The following is a 23,263-nucleotide window of genomic DNA, read 5'->3' on the forward strand; positions in this document are numbered from 1 at the left end:
GTCACGGTGCTCGCGCTCGGCGTGTCCGCCGTGGCCCTGTTCATGAACATGTTCCACGGTGGCCTTTACTGACCCCGACCCGCGCACCGCGCGACGGCCCGCCGGACGATTCTCCGGCGGGCCGCTCGCTGCTCCCGACGACGGCCGGGCGTCCGTTTTGCCGATGAAGGTCCGGCTCGTCCTCGTACCGTCCCGACTGCGACGCCCGGCACGATCCATAGCGCCCAAAGGCGCAGTAACCTCTGTCACGGCCGAACCGATTTCGAGGAGCTCTTACATGTCTTTGCGCCTGAGGACGCTCACCGCCGAGGAGCATCTCGCCTTTATCAAGGGCAGGCCCTCCGTGAGCTTTCTTCAGTGCCCCTCCTGGGGCGCGGTGAAGAGTGAGTGGCGATCCGAGAGCATCGGTTGGATCGACGAGTCGGGCGCCGTCGTGGGCGCGGCACTCGTGCTGTACCGGCAACTGCCGAAGATAAAGCGCTATCTCGCGTACATGCCGGAGGGCCCGGTCATCGACTGGTTCGACGGCGACCTGCGCAAGTGGCTCGACCCGATGCTCGCGCACCTCAAGAGCCGCGGCTCGTTCTCGGTCAAGATGGGCCCGCCGGTGGTGATCGCCCGCTGGGAGGCGGACACGATCAAGAAGGCGATCGCGGCCAAGTCGGCGAACCGGCTGCGGGATCTGACCCCGGACTGGACCGACGACCGCGGCGCCGAGTTGGAGCGCCAACTGCGCGGCCTGGGTTGGCAGCAGGACGCGTCGGGCGGGGCCGGTTTCGGCGACGTGCAGCCGCGCTACGTGTTCCAGGTACCGCTGGTCAGGCGCAGCCTGGAGGACGTGCACGCGGGCTTCAACCAACTGTGGCGACGCAACATCAAGAAGGCCACGAAGGCCGGCGTGGACGTGGTCCAGGGCGGCTACGACGACCTGCCGGTCTTCCACGAGGTCTACAAGGTCACCGCGGTCCGCGACCACTTCACCCCGCGGCCGTTGGCCTATTTCCAGGGCATGTGGAAGGCGCTCAACGCCGAGGACCCCGAGCGCATGCGGCTGTATCTGGCCAAGCACGAGGGCGAGGTGCTCGCCTCCACCACGATGGTCACCGTGGGCGACCACGTCTGGTACTCGTACGGCGCGTCGGCCAACCACAAGCGTGAGGTGCGCCCCTCGAACGCGATCCAGTGGCGGATGTTGCGGGACGCGTACGCCCTCGGCGCCTCCGCCTACGACCTGCGCGGCATCAGCGACACCCTGGACGAGAACGACCACCTCTTCGGACTCATCCAGTTCAAGCTCGGCACCGGCGGCCAGGCCGTCGAGTATCTCGGCGAGTGGGACTTCCCGCTCAACAAGATGCTGCACAAGGCGCTGGACATGTACATGTCACGCCGCTGACGCAACACCGGCGGCACCTGTGTCGTCGGCTCGATACGTGATCGTCGCGACGCGGCCGGCGTCGTGTGTTCCCCGCCTCCGCCCTGCGTTCTCCAAGGGCAAGCCCCGTACACGGAAGGCCCCGAAGCGCCCATGTCGCTCACGCTCTACGTCGATGCCGCCCGCTGGCGCAAGCACCAGGACGAGGTACGCGACACGTTCCCCGGTCTCGTACCGGTGATGAAGGGCAACGGGTACGGGTTCACCAATCCCAGGCTGGCCGAGGAGGCCGCCCGGATGTGCGTGGACACCGTGGCCGTGGGGACCACCTACGAGGCCGCGGTGGTCAAGGACCACTTCGACGGCAAGGTCCTGGTGCTCACGCCGTACCTGCGCGGCGAGGAGGCGGTCCCGCTGCCGGATCGCACCATCCGCACGGTCTCCTCGGTGCAGGCCGCCCGGGATCTGGTGGGCTGCCGGGTGGTGGTCGCGTGCATGACCACGATGAAGCGGGACGGGGTCACCGAGGAGGAGCTGGTCAAGCTCCGCACCGGGATGGACGACGTGCGCCTGGAGGGCTTCTCGCTGCACCTGCCGCTGGACCACCCGGACGGCTACGACCCGGTGGCCGAGGTGGTGGGCTGGGTCGAGCGGCTGCGCGCGGCCCGGCTGCCGGTGCGCACGATGTACGTCAGCCACCTGACCGCGGCCGAGCTCGCGGTGCTGCGCGAGCGGCACCCGGACACCGAGTTCCGGCCGCGGATCGGCACCGACCTGTGGCTGGGCGACCACGACGCGCTGGCCAGCCGGGGCACCGTGTTGGACGTGGTGCGGATCGCGCGCGGCGAACGCTTCGGCTACCGCCAGCGCAAGGCGCCCAGCGACGGGCACCTGGTCGTGGTCAGCGGCGGCACCGCCCAGGGGGTGGGCCTGGAGGCGCCCAAGACCGTGCGCGGAGTGATGCCCAGGGCCAAGGGCGTCGCCCGGGCCGGCCTGGCGACCGTCAACCGCGCGTTGTCCCCGTTCACCTGGGCGGGCAAGCAGCGCTGGTTCGCCGAGCCGCCGCACATGCAGGTCAGCCTGCTGTTCCTGGCCAACGACGTGGCCCCGCCCAAGCCGGGCGACGAGTTGGAGGCCGCGCTGCGGCACACCACGACGCACTTCGACCGGATCGCCCTGCGCTGACCCGACCACGCGAAGGGCCTCGGCCGGGACGGTTCGCGCGTCCCGGCCGAGGCCCTTCGTTCGTGCCGCCCGGCGTCGGGCCCGCGTCTCGCTCAGCCGCCCGCGCGGGCCAGGACCGAGGTCGGCACGAAGACGTCCGGGGCCCGGTCGAGCACCCCGCCCGAGGGGTCGTCGCTGCCGTCCGCGCGCACCGGGTCCCGATCCGGACGCAGGATGTCGCGCACCACGACCAGGCACAGGTACGCGGTGCCGAGCAGGTGCAGCAGGATCACCACGTGGTAGGCGTTCTGCGACAGGCCCTTGCCGGAGAACGAGGCGATGTACATCCACACGCCGATGAAGTACGTGACCTCGCACGCCTGCCAGATCAGGAAGTCCCGCCAGCGCGGCCGGGCCAACACCGCCAGCGGGATCAGCCACAACACGTACTGCGGTGAGTAGACCTTGTTGGTCAGGATGAAGGCCGCCACGATCAGGAACACCAATTGGGCGAACCTGGGCCGACGCGGGGCGCACATGGTCAACGCGGCGATCGCCAGGCAGCACAACACCAGGCTCAGCGTGACGTAGGTGTTCAGATGCTCCAGTGGTCGCCCGTCGCGCTGCTGGATGATCAACCACACCGAGCCGTAGTCGGCGGGGCGGTCCTGGCTGAACGTATAGAAGAGTTTCCAGCCCTCGCGGATGTGCAATCCGCCCTCGAAGTCCAGCATCACCGGCAGGTTCACCACCAGCCAGGACACCGCCGCCGCCGCGGCGGTCCGGGCGAACGCGAGCATCCGGCCCGAGCGCAGACACAACAGGAACAGCGGCGCCAGCAACAACACCGGATACAGCTTCGCCGCGGTCGCCAGACCGATCAGCACACCGGCGACCACCACGTTGCGCCGCGCCCACGACCACATCGCCACCGCCGTCAGCGCGACCGCGACCAAGTCCCAGTTGATCAGCCCGTTCAGCGCCAACGCGGGCGCACAGGCCACCATCGCGGCGTCCCAGGGCCGACGCCCGGAGGTGCCCTTGACCGCGATCACGGTCACCACCGCACAGGCCATCATGATCAACGCGTTGATCATCACGAACCAGAGCTGCTCGTCCTTGAGGTCGCCCCCGGTGAGGTCGCCCGCCGCCCGCGCCAGGGTCCCGGCGAAGGCCATCACCCCACCGGTGATGACCGGATACTCCAGGAACCTCATGTCCTTGTCGCCGGTCTCCTGGAAGTACGGGATCTTCCCGTCCGCGAGACCACGATTGACGTACAGGTGCGGCATGTCGCTGTAGCAGGCGTGCGAGTACTGCGTGGTGCCGGAGAACCAACCGCCGTCGTAGCAGGGCTTCTTCTGCATGATCCCGAGCGCGAAGCAGACCACCGCGAGCAGCACGAGCACCCGGACCGGGGTCCACCACCGATTCGGCACGAACCGGATCCGGCGTCCGGCGGGTCCGCCGACGAGCTCGCTGCCCGCCCGGACCACGGGGTCGTCCCGGGTGGGCAGGACGGGTTCGGTCGATGTCGGCGTCATGGCGCTCATCCTCTCGCGTTCCCCGAGGAGGCTGCCCTCGCCGGCCGGATACGACAACGCGTGCCCCACCGCCGAGGCGATGGGGCACGCGTAAGGCTAGGCCCTGTCCGGTGTGGCCACCGGTCAGCCGCCTCGTCCGCCGATGATGAAGCCGCTGTTGCCACCACCGCGGGTGGTGCCCTGCGGTCCGCCGGGCGGATCCGTGTTCGACGGCTTCGTCGTGGACGGCTTGGTGGTGTGTGCACCACCGGGGTCACCCGTACCGCCCTGCGGGCCACCACCGGCCGCGCTGGTCGTCGGCGCCGCCGGAGTGGTCTGCGGCGCGCTGGACGTCGGCGGCGGCGGTGGCGTCGTACGCGTCGGCGGCGGCGTGTTCGACGGCGGGAGCGTCACCTTGTCCTTGCCCTCGAACTGCTCGCCGGGCTCGGGGAAGTCCACCGAGGGCAGACCCTGGACCGCGTTCTTCATGTACGCGGTCCACACCAGCGTCGGGATGTCACCACCGTGCACGGAGTCACGACCGCCCAGGCCCTTGAGCGACAGCCGGGCGTGCGTGTTCGGGTCCTCCCGGAACAGCGCCACCGACGTGGCCAGGTTGGGCGTATAGCCCACGAACCACGCGGAGTTGTTGCCGTCGGTGGTACCGGTCTTGCCGGCCACCGGCCGGTTCAACGCCTTCGCGGCCCGACCGGTGCCGTCGCCGAGCGGCGGGTTGTCCACGACCCGCATCATCACCTTGTTGACGGTGTCGGCGACGTTCTTGTCGAACAGCTGCTTGGGCTCGTGCTTGGGCACGTCCCGCTTCGAGCCGCTGTAGGTGACTTCCTTGACGAAGTACGGATCCGCGTGCATGCCGCGCGCCGCGAAGGTGGCGTACGCCTCCGCCATGTCCAGCGCACTCGGCGGTGCCACACCCAACGCCATCGTCGGCGTCGCCTCGAACGAGCTGAGGTTCGGCGGCAGACCGGCGTCGATCGCGGCCTTCTTGACGTTCTCCGGGCCCACGTCGGCGGCGAGTTGCAGGAAGACGGTGTTCACCGACTTCTCCATGGCTCTGGTGATCGGGATCGGACCGTAGTCCACATCCCCCTCGTTCGGCGCCAGGTACTCCTTGTTGGTCTTGTTGTCCTTGAAGATCTGACCGTTGCGCAGCTTGATCGGAATCTTGCTGTCGCCGTTGTACAAACTCTCCGGCCCGATCGGCTTGCCGTCCGCGCCGCCGTTGCGCAGGGCCGCCGCGAGCACGAACAGCTTGAACGTCGAACCGGCCTGGATGTCTTGTCTGACCGCGTCGTTGTACTCCTGCTGGATGAAGTCCGGGCCGCCGTACAGCGCGACCACCGCCCCGTCGCCGGGAACCACCGAGGCCAGGCCGGTGCGGATATAGCGGTCCGCCTCGTTCTTGTCCGGCTTGAGTTCGGACGTCAACTGGTCCTTGACCGCCGCCACCGCGGCGTCCTGGCGGGACTTGTCGAACGTGGTGACGATCTTGAAGCCGCCGCGGGCGAGCTCGGCCTCCGGGATCACGTTGTTGGCCTTGAGGTACTGGTCGGTCACCTTCATCAGGTATCCGGCCTGACCGGCCTTGTTCGCGGCGGGCTTCGGCTTGATCGGCATCGGGAACTGCAGCGCGTCCCGTTCCGCCTTGGGCAGCCAGCCCTCCTTGACCATGCCGTTGAGCGCGTAGTTCCAGCGCCCCTTGACGTTCTCGAGCTGGCCGGGGAACTCGATCACGTCGTAGATGCCCGGCGCGTTGAGCAGGGTCGCCAGATAGGCGCCCTCGGCCACGTTCAGGTCGCCGACGTTCTTGCCGTAGTACGCCTGCGCGGCGGCCTGGATGCCGTAGGCGTTACGACCGTAGAACGCGGTGTTGAGGTAGCCGACCAGGATGTCGTCCTTGCGCATCTGCCGGTCGACCTTGAGCGCGATGAAGATCTCGCTGAACTTGCGCTTGAAGGTGCGTTCCTGGGTCAGGTAGGTGTTCTTGACGTACTGCTGGGTGATGGTCGAACCACCCTGCGTGTCGCCACCCTTGACCATGGTGACCCCGGCCCGCAGCAAGCCCTTCGGCGAGACGCCCGAGTCGCTGTAGAACGACCGGTTCTCCGCCGCGATCACGGCGCGCTGTACGTGCTTGGGGATCTGGTCGACCGTCACGTTCTGGCGGTTGACCTGCCCGGTCCGACCGATCTCGGTCTTCCCGTCGGCGTAGTAATAGATGTTCGACTGGTAGGTCGTGTTCGCGTTCGGGTCCGGCACCTTGACCATCGCGTACGCCAGGGCCGCCACGCCCATGATCGACGCGAGGAAGAACAGGATCATCGCCAGGATCTGCTTGAAGGACGGCAACCAGCGACGCACGCCGGTCTTGCCGAACCTCGGATAGTCGATGAACCGCTTCTTCCGGGGCGGGCCGGCCTCCGCGCGCGAACGGCTGCCGGACGCGGCGCCGTTGGCGGCCCGCCGACCACCCGAACGGGCGGCGGCTCGGGCCTCCATCCGCGACAGTGGACGCTCTTCGTCGCCTCCTCCGGGCGCGGCGGGCGTCGACGAGCCACCGGGTGGCGTCCCGCCCCCGGCACCACCCGTGCCCCCCGAATACGAGTCACCGCGCCCCTCGGGACGCGGTTGCTGTGATCTACGGCGATGTTCACTCATGCGTTCGCTACTCCTCGGCCGTACGACGCGGAGGTCGGACGCACGGGTCGTGGCTCTCCGCTCCCCAGGACGCACACGCGCGAGGGGCGGTTCCGCAGAAAGCGGGGCTTGAGGTACCACACGGCGGAACAGACTACGCGGAACCGCTTTCGCGACCTCACTGTGACCTGCCTGTGACCCGAGTCACCGGCGGCCGCCTTGCCACCACACGGCAAGGAGACCTATCGTCTCGATGTATCGGTTCGATACATCGGGCCGGTACATCGAGCCGGGGGCACAGGAGCCCCGGCCGGACGAAGGTCGGCTGCGACCGTATCCCACGGTTGCAACGGATCCACGTCCGGTCCGGTCGCAGTGGATGGAGGAAAGCGATGAGCAGGCGCGGTGGCGTCCTCGAATTCGCGATCCTCGGCCTGCTGCACGACTCCCCCATGCACGGTTACGAGCTGCGCAAGCGGCTCAACACCGTGCTCGGCTCGTTCCGTGCCATCGCCTACGGCACCCTCTACCCGTGTCTGAAGTCCCTGCTCGAACGGGGCTGGCTCGCGGAAGAGGTTCCGGAGGTGACGGCACTCGCCGGCAGCAAACGATCCCGGATCGTCTACCAGCTCACGGCACAGGGCAAGGAGCACTTCCAAGAACTGCTGTCCGAGTCCGGGCCCTCGGCCTGGGAGGACGAGAACTTCGGCGTGCACTTCGCCTTCTTCGGTCGAACCGACCACGAGGTGCGCATGCGTATCCTCGAGGGTCGGCGCAGCCGGCTCGAGGAACGCCTCGACCGGGTGCGCGGGTCGCTGACCCGGACACGGGAGAAGCTCGACGGCTACACCCTCGAGTTGCAGCGACACGGCTTGGAGTCGGTCGAGCGCGAAGTGCGCTGGCTGAACGAGCTCATCACCGCCGAGCGGCATGCCGGAGCCACTCCGGACGCCACCGGCCCCGAGGCACCGGTCGACGCGTCGCAGGACGCCGACCGACCTCGGACCCCCACCCAGGACGTGGCCTCGGACCCGTCCGCATCCAACAACTGAGGTCGCCGGTTCATGGCGACTTCGTCGAGATCACAGGGAGCAACCGGAATGGGTTCGGTTCGCGTAGCCATCGTCGGCGTGGGCAACTGCGCCGCTTCGCTGGTGCAGGGCGTCGAGTACTACAAGGACGCCGACCCGAACAGCCGCGTCCCCGGCCTGATGCACGTGCAGTTCGGCGAGTATCACGTGCGTGACGTCGAGTTCGTGGCTGCTTTCGATGTGGACGCCAAGAAGGTCGGCTTCGACCTCACGGACGCCATCGGTGCCAGCGAGAACAACACGATCAAGATCTGCGACGTGCCGCCGTCGGGCGTCACCGTGCAGCGTGGTCACACCCTGGACGGTCTCGGCAAGTACTACCGCGAGACCATCGAGGAGTCGCCCGAGGCTCCCGTCGACGTGGTCAAGGTCCTCAAGGACCAGGCCGTCGACGTGCTCGTCTGCTACCTCCCGGTCGGCTCCGAGGACGCGGCGAAGTTCTACGCCCAGTGCGCCATCGACGCCAAGGTCGCGTTCGTCAACGCTCTCCCGGTCTTCATCGCCGGGACCAAGGAGTGGGCGGACAAGTTCACCGAGGCCGGCGTGCCGATCGTCGGCGACGACATCAAGTCGCAGGTGGGCGCCACGATCACGCACCGCGTGATGGCGAAGCTCTTCGAGGACCGCGGTGTCCTGTTGGAGCGCACCATGCAGCTCAACGTCGGCGGCAACATGGACTTCAAGAACATGTTGGAGCGGGACCGTCTGGAGTCGAAGAAGATCTCCAAGACGCAGTCCGTCACCTCGCAGGTCGACCGTGACCTCGGCGCCGACAACGTGCACATCGGCCCGTCGGACTACGTCGCGTGGCTCGACGACCGCAAGTGGGCGTACGTGCGCCTGGAGGGTCGTGCCTTCGGTGACGTCCCGCTGAACCTGGAGTACAAGCTCGAGGTCTGGGACTCGCCGAACTCGGCCGGTGTCATCATCGACGCCGTGCGCGCCGCGAAGATCGCCAAGGACCGCGGCGTCGGTGGCCCGATCCTGTCGGCGTCCTCGTACTTCATGAAGTCGCCGCCGGTGCAGTACTTCGACGACGAGGCCCGCAACGCCGTCGAGGCCTTCATCAAGGGCGACATCGAGCGCTGACCCGCTCCGCTCGACGCGCGCCGCACCGGCGCACCCGAGTGATCGAAGGCCCGGCTCCCCTCCAGGAGCCGGGCCTTCGGCGTACCCGCCCCGGGGGCGAGTGCGGTATCCGGGCCTCGGCGGCGGGCCGGCTACGGTGGGCGCTGTGGCCCTCATCCGTGATCTGCGCTCATTGCTGAAGTTGCGCGACTTCCGTCGGCTCTTCGCCACCCGGCTGACCTCGCAGCTCTCCGACGGGGCCTTCCAGGTCGCGATCGCGGGTCAGGCGTTCTTCTCGCCGGAGAAGCAGACCTCGGCGGCGGACATCGCCACCGCGTTCGCGGTGTTGTTGCTGCCCTATTCGCTGGTCGGACCGTTCACCGGGGTGTTGCTCGACCGGTGGCGGCGACGGCAGGTGTTGGTCTCGTGCAACCTGCTGCGGGCGGTGCTGGTCGCGGCGACCGCGGGTCTGGTGCTGCTCGGGGTGCCGGACGCGGTCTTCTACACGGCGGCGCTCGTGGTGCTCTCGGTGAACCGGTTCGTGCTCGCCGGGTTGTCCGCGTCGCTGCCGCGCGTGGTGCCGGCCGAGCGGCTGGTGACCGCGAACTCGGTGTCGCCCACGGCCGGGACCGTCGCGGCGGCGATCGGCGGTGGCGCGGCGGTGCTCGTGCACGCGTTCCTGGCCGAGGGTTCGGGCGCGACCGCGCTGGTGATCCTGGTGTCCGGGCTGTTGTACCTGGGCTCGGCGGCGGTCGCGGCGACGATGCCGGCCGATCTGCTCGGGCCGGATCCGGACCGGGTGTTGCCCGGGGTGGGCGACGCGCTGCGTTCGGTGGCTCGCGGGCTGCGCGAGGGGGCGACGCACGTGTGGCGACGTCGGGCCCCCGCGCACGCGTTGGCGGCGATCACCGCGATGCGGTTCTGCTACGGCGTGCTCACCGTGATGACCGTGTTGCTCTGCCGCAATACGTTCAACGATCCGAGCGACACCGACGGGGGACTGGCCACCTTCGGGATCACGGTCAGCGTGTCCGCGCTCGGCTTCTTCGTCGCGGCCGTGGCCACGCCTTCGATCACCACCCGGATCGGCGTCGCGGCCTGGATCGGCACGTGCGCGTTCGTGGGGGCGGTGTGTCAGGCCGCGCTGGGTCTGCCGTTCGCGTTCGCGCCGCTGGTGGTGGGCGCGTTCCTGCTCGGGTTGACCTCGCAGGGCGCCAAGATCGGCGTGGACACGATCGTGCAGACCACCGTCGACGACGCGTACCGGGGTCGGGTGTTCTCCGTCTACGACGTGCTGTTCAACGTCGCGTTCGTGGGTGCCGCCGCCGTCGCGGCGCTCGGGCTGCCCGACGACGGCCGCTCGCCCGCGGTGTTGCTCGGGGTGGCCGGGGTCTATGTGGCGACCGGCGTCCTGTACACACTGGCAGCGCGCCGCCACCCTCCGGTGATCGACACGGCCCTTCCGGTGGACGACCGCCGGCCCTGATATCCCTTTTGTTGCCGATCACGGCCTATTTTCCTCGGCTACATGTCCAGGAAATTACCTGCGGGTAGTGCAATGGCGAGGACGAAGTTCTAACCTGCACATCCAGCGATTTTCGGCACCTCTGGAGATACTCCATGTCCAATAACGCCGGTTCGGGTGAAAACGATCCTCTGCCGTACATACCGGCATGGACCGAGAACACCCCGCCGCACGGGCACCCGCTTCCGTCGCGGGAGGCGTCGATGCCGCACGTGCCCGCGGTGCGCCGGGCGCAGGCCGACGGGCGTGCGGCACGCCGGGCCGCGGCCCCGCCGAGCGGGCGGGCCCGGCGTGGGCGCGGGGTGCTGATCGCGGTGGTGGCCGTGCTGCTGGTCGGCGGCACGGCGGCGGGGGGCTGGTGGTACGTGAACAAGGAGGACGGCGGACCGCGGATCCACGAGGGCGACTGTCTGCGGGACAAGGCGACCATCGACCAGGACCCGGTGAAGTGCGAGGACCCGGCGGCGCGGTTCATCGTGGTCGAACGGGTTCAGGGGACCACGTTCGTCGGGGTGTGCGATTCGGTGCCGGGCGATCCCATCGCGTTGGCCTCGGATCCCACCGTGGAAAGCTTCGTATTGTGTCTCGCCGCGCGAAAATAGCCCTTCGCGCGCCGGACAGCGGCTTTATGTCCGTTATTCCGCTCACATTCGACCGGTGCAAGGGGAATCCCCGCAGCGGGTGTCCGGCCGGACCCCTAGTGTTCCGGACTGTCTCACCAGTCCCCTGCAACGGAGATCGTCCCCATGTCCAATCCCTTCCCGCCCGGGCCCAACGGTCCTCAGCAGCCGCACCAGGGCTGGAACCAGCAGCCGGGCCAGCCCCAGCAGCCCCAGCAGGGTTGGGGTCAGCAGCCGGGCCAGCCGCAGGGCGGTTTCCCGCCGGGCGGCTTCCCGCAGGGTGGTCAGCCGGGCTTCTACGGCGGCCCGCCGCCGCCCCCGCCGCGCAAGAGCAAGATCAAGCGGATCGTCATCCCGATCGTGGTCTTGGGGGGCCTGGTCATTGCCGGCACCGTGGCCAAGAACGCGCTCAGCAAGGACGATGTCACCGGCGCCAAGCCGGGCAGTTGCTTCGGCACGATGAAGGGCGGCCCGATCAGCTCCAAGGAGTCGCCCAAGATCGTCGACTGCACTTCGCCCAGCGCCAAGTGGAAGACGCTGCACAAGTTCGGCAATTCCTCGGCGAGCGACAAGTGCGAGGCGATCAACGGCTACGTGGCGAGCTACGAGTGGACCGGCAAGGGCAAGGGCACGCTCTGCCTCGGCTTCACCACGAACACCACCCTGGCGGACGCCAAGGCGTTCGACCCGACCTCCACCATCATGCTCAAGCAGTCCGACTTCGACGCCCTGAAGAAGGAAAAGGGCGTCGACGTCGCCCCGACGCCGTAGGCCGTGACGACGAAGGGCCGGTCGATGGCGATCAACCCCCATCGACCGGCCCTTCCCGTTGCCGTCAGGCCCCGTTCGCCGCCCACCACTCGCGCAGCGCCGCGACCGCCCGGTCGTGGTCCATCGGGCCGTGTTCGAGCCGCATCTCCAGCATGTGCCGGTACGCCTTGCCCACCAGCGGGCCCGGCGGCACCTCCAGCAGTTTCATGATCTCGTTGCCGTCCAGGTCCGGCCGGATCGAATCCAGCTCCTCCTGCTCGGCGAGCTGCGCGATCCGCTCCTCCAGCGAGTCGTAGGCGCGCGCGAGCGTGACGGCCTTGCGCTTGTTGCGCGTCGTGCAGTCCGACCGGGTCAGCTTGTGCAGCCGATCCAACAACGGCCCCGCGTCCCGTACGTACCGGCGCACCGCCGAGTCGGTCCACTCGCCCGTGCCGTAGCCGTGGAAGCGCAGGTGCAACTCGACCAGGCGCGTGATGTCGTCGGTGACGTCCTTCGGGTACTTCAGCGCCTTCAGCCGCTTGCGCGTCATGTGCGCGCCGACCATCTCGTGATGGTGGAACGAGACCCGCCCGTCCGGCTCGAAGCGGCGCGTGCGCGGCTTCCCGATGTCGTGCAGCAGCGCGGCCAGGCGCAGGATCAGGTCCGGCTCGCCCGGCGTCTCCAGCGCCATCGCCTGTTCCAGCACGGTGAGCGTGTGCTCGTAGACGTCCTTGTGCCGGTGGTGCTCGTCCACCTCCAGGCGCAGCGTCGGCAACTCGGGCAGCACCCGTGCGGCCAGCCCGGTGGAGACCAGCAACTCCAGACCCTTGCGCGGGTGGTCGGAGCAGATCAGCTTGTTCAGCTCGTCCCGGACCCGCTCGGCGGAGACGATGTCGATGCGTTCGGCCATGTCCGTCATCGCCGCGACCACCTCGGGCGCGACCTCGAAGTCGAGCTGCGCGGCGAAGCGCGCGGCGCGCATCATCCGCAGCGGGTCGTCCCCGAAGGAGTCCTCGGGCCTGCCCGGTGTGCGCAGCACCCGCGCGGCCAGGTCCGTCAGCCCGCCGTGCGGGTCGACGAAGGTGATCCCGGGCAGCGCGACCGCCATCGCGTTGACCGTGAAGTCGCGACGGACCAGGTCGTCGTCGATCGAGTCTCCGTAGGAGACCTCGGGCTTGCGCGAGGTGCGGTCGTACGCCTCGGAGCGGTAGGTGGTGATCTCGATCTGGTAGTCCGGCGAGTCCGCGAGCTTCTTGCGACATCCCACCGTTCCGAACGCGATCCCCACGTCCCACACCGCGTCCGCCCACGGGCGCACGATCGCCAGCACCTGTTCGGGGCGGGCGTCGGTGGTGAAGTCGAGGTCGTTGCCCAGCCGACCGAGCAGCGCGTCCCGCACCGAGCCGCCGACCAGCGCGAGCGTGTGCCCGGCCGCCTCGAAGCGGCGGGCGAGGTCGTCGGCGACGGGGGCGACGCGCAACAGTTCGGTGACGGCGCGGCGCTGTACGGCGCTCAGTTCGCCGCCGGCCGGCGGGTCGTCCGGATGGGGTGTGTTCTTGGCGTTCGGCACGGGAGACAAGGTTACGGGTCGAGGCCGCGGGTCTCGCGCGCATTATGCCGAGGCCGCATCCGCGAACGGGCCGGGCGATGGGGTGATCATGGCGTGATGGCGTGGCGCATGTCGCACTAAGCTTGGCGGATGCCTTCCGAGACCACGCCGCCGCGCCGTCGGCTGCAGGTGGTCGAGGAGACCTCGGCAGGTGGTCTGGTGGTCGATCGACTCACCCTGCGCGCGGCGTTGATCGCGCGTCGGGATCGTCGCGGCCGGCTGTTGTGGTCGCTGCCCAAGGGACACATCGAAAACGGCGAGAGCGTGGTCGACGCCGCGCTGCGCGAGGTCGAGGAGGAGACCGGCATCGTAGGTCGGGTGCTGGCCCCGCTCGGGGTGATCGACTATTGGTTCACCGCGCCGGATCGGCGGGTGCACAAGACCGTCCACCACTACCTCATGGAGGCGGCGGGCGGGGATCTGTCGGACGACGACATCGAGGTCGAAGCGGTGGCTTGGGTTCCGCTCGGCGCGCTCACGGCGCGCCTCGCCTACCCCGACGAGCGGCGCCTGGTGACGCTCGCCCCGGAGTTGTTGGCGGACAGCGCGTGAGCGATCGCCGATCCCGGCCCGGAACCGGGGTTCTCCTGCTGCGCGGCCGGACGCTCGCCGTGCTGATACTGGCCCTGGTGCTCGCCGCCGGGCTGCTCGGGATGCTCCCGCCGACCGCCGCGCGCGCCGCCGAAGGCGACGGGATCCAGGTCCTGCTCACCAAGATGACCCCGGTGGCCAAGGCCGGCGGGACCGTCACCATCGAGGGTCGGGTGCTGAACACCGGCACCAAGCCGATCGACTCGATGGAGGTCGCGGTGCGCGTGCGCACCTCCGAGCCGCTCTTCCGCAGCGGCATCAGCTCGCCCGAGGACGCCCAGTCGACCGGCACCCTGCTGCGCGATCCCAAGCCGGTCGTGCTGCACAACCTGGCCCCGGGCGCGACCCAGCCGTGGACCTTCACCGTCGGCGCCGACACGCTGCGGCTGGGCCCGGCCGGCGCGTATCCGCTCGGGGTCGAGGCCAGGATCGGCGGCCGGACGGCCGGCGCGGCCCGCACCTTCCTGCCGTGGATTCCCAAGAACGGCCTCAAGGACGTCCAGGACCTGCGCATCGCCACGGTCTGGCCGCTGGTCGACCGACCGCACCGGGACGGCACCACGCTCGGCGACGAGAACCAGACACCGGTGTTCCGCGACGACGACCTCGCCGCGCAGTTCGCCCCGGGCGGGCGCCTGTACGACCTGGTGAGCATCGGTACCGGGATGAAGGTGGACTGGGCCGTCGACCCCGAACTGGTGGACTCCGCCGCCGAGATGGCCGGCGGCTATCGGGTCGCGCCGCCCGGCAGCCTGGATCCCGACAAGCCGAAGAAGTCCCGCAACGGCAAGACCCCCAGCGACGAGGACACCACCAAGGCGACGCCGAACGAGCTCACGAACACGCTCGCCGGCGGCGGTGGCCAGGTCGCCGCCGGCTGGCTGGAGCGGCTCAAGGCCGGCTTCGGCACCCAGCCGGTGATCGGCCTGCCGTACGCCGACACCGATCTGGCCGCGGTGGCGCACGCCCTGGAGGCGAACAAGGCCGACCTGCGCCCGCAGCTCAGCGAGGCCCTGGCCGAATCCGCCACCGTCATGCAGCGCACCCTGGGCCGCTCGGTGCGCACCGACGTCGCCTGGCCCGCCGGCGGCGCGCTGGACTCCTCGATCGTCCAGCTCGCGAACGGCACCGGGGCAAGCACCGTGATCGCCTCCGGCGCGTCCCTGCCGCCGACCAGGGAGCTCAAGGTCACCCCGCTGGCCACGGCCGCCCTGCCGGGGAGCGACAAGGGCACCGCGCTGGTCACCGACCCGGACATCGACAAGATCCTGGCCCAGGACACCAAGGCGCCGGGGCAGGGCGTGCTGACCACCCAGCAGTTGTTGGCCGAGCTGCTGACGATCGTGCTCCAGGAGCCCTCGGTCAAGCCCGCCCGCAGCCTGTTGATCGCCCCGCCGCGCACCATGGACGCCTCGCTGGCCGGCGTGCTCAAGGACGTGCTCAACGCCTCGGCCGACTGGACCCGCAGCGCGACCCTGGCCGAGCTCGCCACCGAGCCCGCCCCGCTGCCCGCGCGCAAGCTCGCCGGCTATCCCAAGGCGGTCCGCGAGAGCGAGCCGTCCATGCAGTACCTCACCGAGACCGACAACCTGGTCCGGTCGATGCAGACCTTCGCCTCGATCCTGACCCGTCCCGAGCGGGTGACCGGCCCGTTCAACCCCGCGCTGCTGCGCCTGCTGTCCACCGAGTGGCGCGGCGACCCGCAGGGGATGGACCGCTATCGGCTCGGCGTCACCCGCGGCCTGCGCGAACTGCAATCGCTGGTCTACATCATCCGCAGAACCGGGGTGACGCTGTCCGGCGAGGAGGGCAACATCCCGGTCACCGTGGTGAACAACCTCCAGCAGCCGATCACGGTGACGATCGCGGCGGCCTCGCATCAGCCCAACCGGCTCAAGCTCGGCGATCCGATCACCGTGACCGTGCCCGACGGGCGCCGCCGGGAGGTGCCGATCACGGCGAAGTCGGCCGCGAACGGCAAGGTCATGGTCGACGTGCAACTGCTCACCACGGACGGACGCTCGGTCAAAACGCCCGAATCGTTCTTCGTCAACACCACCACGATCGACGCGCTGACCCGGTGGATCATCGGCGGCCTCGCCTTCCTGCTCGCGGTGTTCTCGCTGCGGGCCTTCCTGCGCAAGCGTCGGGAGGCGGCCCTTGCCGGGGATACGAACGACGAGGATGGTGAGGACGGCCACGACACGCCGTTCGACGCCGGCTCCTCGCCGGACACCGATCCGGACCCGATCCGACCGGCATCCGGGTGGCCGCCGGCCCACTTCGCGGCCCCCTACGCCGGCGGGAACGGACCCCCGGATCCGGCCGACCCGCACGGACACACACCATCGGGATCCACGACCGACCGCCCCGAATGAGAAAGTGGGCACCGGACACTCAACCTGACCGAGAAGACGAGGGCCCGCCCGCATGAGCGACCGGAGCGACGAACGTCAGCCGTACACCGGCGGCTCCGCCGAGCCGGACGACGGCGCGCACGACGATCCCTACCGGGGTCGGCCGCCCGCCGACCCGTACCTGCAGCAGTACGTCGATCCGTACGGACAGCCGGCCGATCCCTATGCCGCGCAGCCGCCGGATCCGTACGCACGGCCGGGTGAGCCGGGATACGTCGACCCGAACGCCCCGCAGCCGGGCTACGGTGAGCCCGCGGCATACCCGCAGCAGGGTTACTCCGGGCAGGGCGGCTACGGCTCCGGGCCCGAGGCGGGCTACGGGGATCCGTACGGCTCCGGATCCAACGCGGGCGGCTACGACCCGTACGCGCAGCAGCAGCCGCCTCCGCAGCAGCAGCAGCCCGACCAGGGCGGCGGCGCGTGGTTCCGGGACGAGCTGAGCGATCCGCCGGCGAACGACCCGTACGTGGGCGTGGACGAGCTCTTCACCCCCGAGGCCCCGGCCCGGTACGACTCGGGCGGCCAGTACTCGGGCGAGCAGTACGCGGGTGACCAGTACTCGGGCGGCCAATACTCGGGCGGGCAGCACGACCCGTCCTCGCCGTACGACCCGTCCGCCCAGTCACAGCAGTACGGCGGCGGCGGATACGGCTCGGGCGACCCGTACCAGCAGCAGCACCAGGCCCCGCCGGCGCAGAACTACCAGCAGCCACAACAGCAACACCAGCAGCAGGTGCACCAGCAGGCGTACGTGCCGCAGCAGCCGAGCCCGCAGCAGGGGCAGGGCGGCTGGGGCGACTACGACCGGCCCGGCGGCTGGCTGATGGACCAGACGCTGACCGGCATCAACCTCGGCCTCGCCGGCGACATCGCGGGCATGCCCTCGTACACCGAGGCGTATCAGCGCTACGAGACCCAGCACCGGGCCGAGGCGGCGGCCGCGTCGATGTCCGCGAGCGCGGTCCTGGACGCCCCGCCGGTCCCGCTGAACCCGTCCACGTCGCCCGTCTACCGGATGCCCGGTTCGGGCGCCGAGGAGCGCATGGCCGGCATCCCGGTCGGCGGCGAGGGCAAGAAGGGCAGCAAGCTCGGCGGGATAATGCGGTCCTCCGCCGTGATGGCGGCGGGCACGATCGTGTCCCGGATGACGGGCTTCGCCCGCAACCTGGTCGCCGCGGCGGCGCTGGGCACCGCGGTGCTGGCCAACACGTACAACGTCGCGAACACGATGCCGACGCTGCTGTACATCCTGGTCGGCGGCGGCGCGCTGAACGCGGTCTTCGTCCCGCAACTCGTGCGCGCGATGCGCCAGGACGACGACGGTGGCGAGGCGTACGCGAACCGCCTGCTGACCCTGGTGATGAGCGCCCTGCTCGCCCTGGTCGTGCTGGCCTGGTTCGGCGCGCCGTTGTTGATCAGGGCGTTCGCGAACTCGCTGGCCAAGTACCACCAGGACTACGAGCTCGCGATCACCTTCGCACGCTATTGCCTGCCGATCATCTTCTTCATGGGCCTGCACGTGTTGTTCGGCCAGATCCTCAACGCGCGCGAACGCTACGGCCCGATGATGTGGACCCCGGTCCTGAACAACATCGTCATCATCGCCACGTTCGGCCTCTACATCTGGGTGGCCGGCACCCAGAAGAACACCGGGCAGAACTCGGACACCATCACCCCGGACGAGATCCGCCTGCTCGGCCTGGGCACGCTGCTGGGCATGGTCGTGCAGTCGATGGCGATGATCCCGTATCTCAAGGCGGCCCGGTTCCGGTTCCGACCGCGCTTCGACTTCCGCGGCTCCGGGATGGGCAAGGCGCTGGGGCTGGCGAAGTGGACGTTCCTGTTCGTGCTCGCGAACCAGGCCGGCTACCTCGTGGTGACCCAGCTCGCGACCGCGATCGACACCAACGCGCGCAACGAGAACATCCACTTCGGTGTCGGCTTCACCGCGTACAGCAGCGCGCTGCTGATCTGGCAGTTGCCCCAGGCGGTGATCACCGTGTCGGTGATGACGGCGATGTTGCCGCGGATGAGTCGGGCCGCCGCCGACGGCGACCTGGCCAGCGTGCGCGGCGACATCTCCTCCGGGTTGCGCCTGTCGGCGGTGGCGATGATCCCGTGTGCGGCGATCTTCGTGGCGCTGGGCCGGGACATCGGCGGGTTCATCTTCGCCCCGACCGGCGAACAGAGCGCGCACTGGATCGGCTACATGCTGATGGCGCTGGGGCTGGGCCTGATCCCGTACTCGGCGCAGTACGTGCTGTTGCGCGGGTTCTATGTGTACGAGGACACCCGTACGCCCTTCCTGAACACGGTGTGGATCGCGGGCGCCCAGGCGGCGTTCGCGGGCCTGGCGTTCGTCGCGCTGCCCACCAAGTGGGCCGGTGTCGGCATCGCGGGCGGCTACAGCCTCGCCTACCTGGTGGGCGTGGTGCTGGCCGCACAGCGGCTCAAGAAGCGGCTCGGCGACCTGGACGGCCGACGGGTGACCCGGACCTACACCCGGCTGCTGATCGCCGCCGCGTTCGGTGGCGTCGCGGCGTTCTTCGTGGCCCGGGTGTGCACGGGTCACTTCGGCTCGGGCATGGGCGGCTCGGCGATCGCGGTGGGCGCGGGCATCGTCACGATGTTCGCCGTGTTCTTCGTCGCGGCCAACCGGATGCGGGTCGAGGAGATGACCGCGATGACCGGGATGATCAAGGGCCGGCTCGGCCGCTGACCGCCGGCTCGACCCCGGACGGACCCCCGCCCGCCGCGTTCCCGCCCCGGGAATTCGGCGGGCGGATCGCTGTGGGATGTACCACCATGGGCGAGTGAGGGTGTGCCGGACACCGAAACGGGGGTAAAGCTCCCCTTACGCCGGTCTCGGTTTCCTTACGGATCTTGCCATGAGGCAACCCGAACCGGGGTTCGAGAGTCTCATGGTGTGTAGAGGTTGTCCCTGACCAACGGCCCGAGATGCCTCACCTCTACGATGAGTACGCCGACAAGGAGGATGAGGCCGAGGTGACGGACCGAACCGCAGGATCCGTCGACCTAGCGACGGACGAGGCAAATCCCGTACCGACAAAGGTTTCTGACACCGAGTCGGGTGAACTGGTCGGTTCGGACGGCAAGATCTCCGCACACACCACCACGGTTGTGCCCGTCGGCGTCGAGCCCGAACCCGATGCGACCGAAGAAGTCGGATCCGGGATCGCCGCCTCCGCCGAGGCCGGCACGGCAAGCGGTGGATCCGTGAACGGCGGTTCTGCGAACGGCGATTCGGCCGAGACCCAGGTCGGGGCCGCGGACGCCACGCACGTCGCGGACGATGCCGCCGAAGCCCCCTCCGGGGACGTGCCGGCCGCAGCCGCGAACGACGCGGCCGAGGACGAACCGGCAACGCACCAAAGGGCGAAGCGCACCAAGCCCGCCGCGACCACCCCCCGGGCCGGCACGCCGAGCGAACCCGAGCCGGCCGCGCAAAAGACCACCGGGTCCGAGTCGGCCGAGCCGGCGCCCGCCGCGGCACCCGCCCCGCCGCGAGTCAGTCGCGGCACCCGACTGGCCGACCGCTACCGGCTCGAACACCGCCTGTCGCAGAACGGCCGCAGCGAGACCTGGCGCGCCGTCGACGAGAAGCTCCGGCGCGCGGTGGGCGTGCACATCGTGCCCGCCGGCGGGGAGCACGGCCGGGCGGTGATCGCCGCGGCCCGCGCCGCCGCGCTGATGGGCGACCCGCGCTTCGTCCAGGTGCTCGACTGCGCCGAACAGGACGGCCTGATCTATGTGGTGAAGGAGTGGCTGCCCGACGCGGACAACCTCACCAAGGTCTTCGAGAGCGCGCCGCTGCCGCCGCACGAGGTCTACGAACTCTCCCGCGCGATCGCCCAGGCGATGTCGGTGGCGCACCGGGCCGGCCTGTCGCACCTGCGGCTCACGCCGGAGAACGTGCTGCGCATGCACACCGGCCAGTACAAGATCGTCGGCCTGGCGGTCGAGGCGGCCCTGTACGGGCACGACACCACCGACGCGGCCCGCGACGACACGCACGCGGTCGGCAGGCTCATGTACGCGGCGCTGACCCGGCGTTGGGTCGAGGGCACCGAATACGGCCTCCAGGCCGCCCCGTTCACCGGCGGCAGGCTGTGCGCGCCCGGCCAGATCCGGGCCGGCGTGGACGACACGCTGGCCGCGCTGACGATGCGCGCGCTGGGCCACGAGGTCAAGCACGAACCGGCGTTCGGGACACCGGGCGAACTGTCCGCGGCGATCGGCGCGATCCCGGAGATCCATCCGCCCGAGCAGGGCGAGATCGTCGGCGGCCCCGAACAGGACGAGTACCCCGTCTACACGCCGACGCCGACCCGGACGGTCTACACGTCGGGCGGCTACAACGGTGGTTCGAACGGCACGATCCGTCCCCCGGTCGCACCGCCGCCCCCGCTGGGCGGCCGGTTCGGCGCGGCGGTCAAGGGCGCGGTCGCGGTGCTGGTGGTCCTCGCGATCGTGTTGGTGACGTGGCAGGTGGCCAGCCATGCGGGCGACGGGGAAGAGAAGGAAGGGCCGTTGAAGCGGCAGAGTGGCGCGTCGAACTCGCCGACCGAGAAACCGCCGACGCCGCCGACCACGAAGGAAGTCCCGCCGAAGACCGGCACGGAGATCTCGATCGGCGGCGCACCGACCGACGCCGAAAACGTGGTGAAGACCCACGACGGCAAGCGCGAGACCTACTGGCAGACGAACATGATGAAGGACGGCCCGAAAGTCGACTACAACGGGCGCACGGGATACGGGATCGTCTACGACCTCGGTGAGCCGATGGACGTACGAGGCGTGAACATCGCGCTCGGTGCCGGTGGGCCGACCACCACCATCACCCTCAAAGCCGCACCCGGCGCCGGATCGACGATGCCGACGAACCAGGACGCCTACAAGGTCACCATCGGCAGCAAGTCGACCGACGGCACCCAGTTGAACATGACCGGCGACAACCCCACCAAGACCCGCTACGTGCTGGTGCTGATGACCGCGATGCCCAAGGTCCTGCAAGACGTCGACGGCTACCACATCTACACCCCCGGCCATCAGAACGCCTGGCGCGAAGTCACCTTCACCGTCAACGATTGACCCCCTCCGGGCGATCGAGGCGAACCCCTCTGCGACCGGCCGGCGGCCCGTGCCAGGATGACCCCGGGCCCAGGGGGAGGTAGGCAGGCGGTGAGCACCGAGCAGACCGGATCGGCGTATGCGGATGTCACCGACGCCGATCTGCTCACCCGACACTCCGCCGGCGACCCCGACGCGTTCGGCGAAGTCGTGCGTCGGCACCGCGATCGGCTGTGGGCGGTGGCGCTGCGCACGCTGGGGGACCGCGAGGAAGCCGCTGACGCCCTCCAGGACGCCCTGGTGTCCGCCTACCGTGCCGCAGGTCGGTTCGAGGGCCGCGCGGCCGTCACGACGTGGCTGCACCGGATCGTGGTGAACGCCTGCCTGGACCGGGCCCGGCGTCGCGCCGCCCGGCCGGCCGTACCGCTGCCCGAGGACCTCGACCAGCGGCTGCCCGCGCCCGTCCAGGAGGACCCGGCGATCCGCGGCGAGACCCGGGCGGCGGTGCTCGCCGCACTGGCCACGCTGCCGGCCGAGCAGCGGGCCGCGCTGGTGCTGGTGGACATGGAGGGCTACCCCGTCGACGAGGCGGCCCGGATCCTCCGGGTCGCCTCGGGCACCATCAAGAGCCGCTGTGCCCGCGGTCGCGCCAAGCTGCTGCCGCTGGTGCGGCACCTGCGCGAGGCGGGACCGCCCCGACCGGCCGGGAACCCCGGAGCCGGACAATCCGTCCCATCGACGGACGACCGACCGGGAACCGGCGATCCGGCCCCCGACGCGGGCGGCACGAGCATGGAGGGAGGTGGCACACGATGAGCGGGCACATCGACGTCGAGGTGCTGTCCGACCTCGTCGAAGGACTGCTCACCCCGGAGCAGGCGAGCGCCCTGGACGCGCACCTGGCCGAGTGCGCCGAGTGTCGCGACACTCGGGACGCGCTGGCCGAGGTCCGCGAGTTGCTCGGCGGGCAGCCGGTCGAGCCGATGCCGGCCGACGTGATCGCGCGCATCGACGACGCGCTCGCGCTGGCCGCGCTCCCGCCCCCGCGACCCGCCGAGGCACCGTCCGTGGGGATGCCCTTCGGCGGTCCCCCCGCGCAGGCGCCGCCCGCCGCGCCGCACCCGCTCGATCACAACGTCGTCCCCCTCGACGCCGCCCGCCGACGGCGGCGTCGCGGCCCGCTGCTGCTCGCGGCGGCCGCGGTGGCGGCGGTGGCCCTGGGCGTCACCGTCGTGGTGGGCACCGGCGGCGACGACAAGTCCGCCGGAAAGCCGGCCGCCGCCCGGGACCGGTCCGCCGCGTCCGCACCGGAGCCCGGCAAGTCCGCGTCGTCCGGCAAGGCGGACGAGCGACCGGGCGCCGCGAACTCGGAAGCACAACCGCCGCTGAAGCCGTCCATCGCGGCCCCCCGGGAGTACACGGCCGCCGGACTGCCCGACCAGGTCTCGCAGTTGTTGCGCCGCACCACCGCGACATCCCTGGGCGACCTGCCCGGGTGCGTCGCCGCCGCGGTCGGACCGGACGCCGCCCGGGCGCTGGCCGTCGACAACGGCAGCTACGCCGGCAAGCCGGCCTGGGTGGTGGTCCTGAACGGCCCGAGTGCCGACCGGGTCCGGGTGTACATCGTGGACGCGTCCTGCTCGACGCAACTCTCGACCGGCCCGTCCGGCCCGCTCACCGGCTCCGTATTGCTCGCCACGGTGGTCCCCCGGGGGTGATCCCCGGCACGCCTTGCTCGCGGCATTGGGACCCGGGAATGGTGCGCACCTAGGATCCGTTGT

General features: G+C 70.0%; 16 protein-coding genes. 13 read left to right on the forward strand and 3 right to left on the reverse strand.

Features of this window, described 5'->3' with window-relative positions; translation table 11 throughout:
* Positions 1-277 precede the first annotated feature (277 nt).
* The gene (locus ACFXMF_RS32980) at positions 278-1,396 is read left to right on the forward strand and encodes a peptidoglycan bridge formation glycyltransferase FemA/FemB family protein (RefSeq protein WP_360315777.1); all 1,119 of its coding nucleotides are present in this window, start codon (positions 278-280) and stop codon (positions 1,394-1,396) included.
* A gap of 132 nt (positions 1,397-1,528) precedes the next feature.
* Positions 1,529-2,560, forward strand: coding sequence for an alanine racemase (locus ACFXMF_RS32985; protein WP_360315779.1), 1,032 nt, complete (start codon positions 1,529-1,531; stop codon positions 2,558-2,560).
* A gap of 92 nt (positions 2,561-2,652) precedes the next feature.
* On the opposite strand, the gene ACFXMF_RS32990 is transcribed toward ACFXMF_RS32985, so the two are convergent.
* Both ACFXMF_RS32990 and ACFXMF_RS32995 read right to left on the reverse strand, forming a co-directional pair.
* Complete coding sequence (locus ACFXMF_RS32990; RefSeq protein ID WP_360315781.1) at positions 2,653-4,092, reverse strand: glycosyltransferase 87 family protein; 1,440 nt, start codon at positions 4,090-4,092, stop codon at positions 2,653-2,655.
* Positions 4,093-4,206: 114 nt separating this feature from the next.
* Positions 4,207-6,582, reverse strand: a complete 2,376-nt coding sequence (locus ACFXMF_RS32995; RefSeq protein ID WP_379991817.1) for a transglycosylase domain-containing protein — start codon at positions 6,580-6,582, stop codon at positions 4,207-4,209.
* A 530-nt stretch (positions 6,583-7,112) separates the two neighbouring features.
* Between ACFXMF_RS32995 and ACFXMF_RS33000 the strand changes: the two genes are divergently transcribed.
* The 5 genes from ACFXMF_RS33000 (at position 7,113) to ACFXMF_RS33020 (ending at position 11,795) form a co-directional block, all read left to right on the forward strand.
* A complete protein-coding gene (locus ACFXMF_RS33000; RefSeq protein ID WP_360315785.1) occupies positions 7,113-7,772 on the forward strand; it encodes a PadR family transcriptional regulator in 660 nt (219 codons plus the stop codon).
* A 48-nt stretch (positions 7,773-7,820) separates the two neighbouring features.
* On the forward strand, positions 7,821-8,900 hold the full coding sequence (locus ACFXMF_RS33005) for an inositol-3-phosphate synthase (protein ID WP_360315787.1): 1,080 nt from the start codon (positions 7,821-7,823) through the stop codon (positions 8,898-8,900).
* A gap of 145 nt (positions 8,901-9,045) precedes the next feature.
* On the forward strand, positions 9,046-10,365 hold the full coding sequence (locus ACFXMF_RS33010) for an MFS transporter (RefSeq protein WP_360315789.1): 1,320 nt from the start codon (positions 9,046-9,048) through the stop codon (positions 10,363-10,365).
* A 242-nt stretch (positions 10,366-10,607) separates the two neighbouring features.
* Complete coding sequence (locus ACFXMF_RS33015) at positions 10,608-11,006, forward strand: hypothetical protein (protein ID WP_360315791.1); 399 nt, start codon at positions 10,608-10,610, stop codon at positions 11,004-11,006.
* Between the two features lie 144 nt (positions 11,007-11,150).
* Positions 11,151-11,795, forward strand: a complete 645-nt coding sequence (locus ACFXMF_RS33020; protein ID WP_379991819.1) for a hypothetical protein — start codon at positions 11,151-11,153, stop codon at positions 11,793-11,795.
* A gap of 64 nt (positions 11,796-11,859) precedes the next feature.
* On the opposite strand, the gene ACFXMF_RS33025 is transcribed toward ACFXMF_RS33020, so the two are convergent.
* Positions 11,860-13,344, reverse strand: a complete 1,485-nt coding sequence (locus ACFXMF_RS33025; protein WP_379991821.1) for a CCA tRNA nucleotidyltransferase — start codon at positions 13,342-13,344, stop codon at positions 11,860-11,862.
* Positions 13,345-13,473: 129 nt separating this feature from the next.
* Between ACFXMF_RS33025 and ACFXMF_RS33030 the strand changes: the two genes are divergently transcribed.
* The 6 genes from ACFXMF_RS33030 to ACFXMF_RS33055 all read left to right on the forward strand — a co-directional run bounded on the left by ACFXMF_RS33030 (position 13,474) and on the right by ACFXMF_RS33055 (position 23,200).
* Complete coding sequence (locus ACFXMF_RS33030; protein WP_020557160.1) at positions 13,474-13,935, forward strand: NUDIX hydrolase; 462 nt, start codon at positions 13,474-13,476, stop codon at positions 13,933-13,935.
* Positions 13,932-16,352, forward strand: coding sequence for a DUF6049 family protein (locus tag ACFXMF_RS33035; RefSeq protein WP_379991642.1), 2,421 nt, complete (start codon positions 13,932-13,934; stop codon positions 16,350-16,352). The genes ACFXMF_RS33030 and ACFXMF_RS33035 overlap by 4 nt, the downstream gene beginning before the upstream one ends.
* Before the next feature lie 52 nt (positions 16,353-16,404).
* Entirely contained in the window at positions 16,405-19,110 is a 2,706-nt protein-coding gene (gene murJ / locus ACFXMF_RS33040; protein ID WP_379991643.1) for a murein biosynthesis integral membrane protein MurJ, read from the forward strand.
* A gap of 518 nt (positions 19,111-19,628) precedes the next feature.
* Entirely contained in the window at positions 19,629-21,503 is a 1,875-nt protein-coding gene (locus tag ACFXMF_RS33045; RefSeq protein WP_379991644.1) for a protein kinase family protein, read from the forward strand.
* A gap of 57 nt (positions 21,504-21,560) precedes the next feature.
* On the forward strand, positions 21,561-22,298 hold the full coding sequence (gene sigM / locus ACFXMF_RS33050) for an RNA polymerase sigma factor SigM (protein WP_360315804.1): 738 nt from the start codon (positions 21,561-21,563) through the stop codon (positions 22,296-22,298).
* A complete protein-coding gene (locus tag ACFXMF_RS33055) occupies positions 22,295-23,200 on the forward strand; it encodes an anti-sigma factor family protein (RefSeq protein ID WP_379991645.1) in 906 nt (301 codons plus the stop codon). Before sigM ends, ACFXMF_RS33055 begins: the two co-directional genes overlap by 4 nt.
* Positions 23,201-23,263 lie beyond the last annotated feature (63 nt).

Source organism: Embleya sp. NPDC059213 (assembly GCF_042754445.1).
GTDB lineage: Bacteria > Actinomycetota > Actinomycetes > Streptomycetales > Streptomycetaceae > Embleya.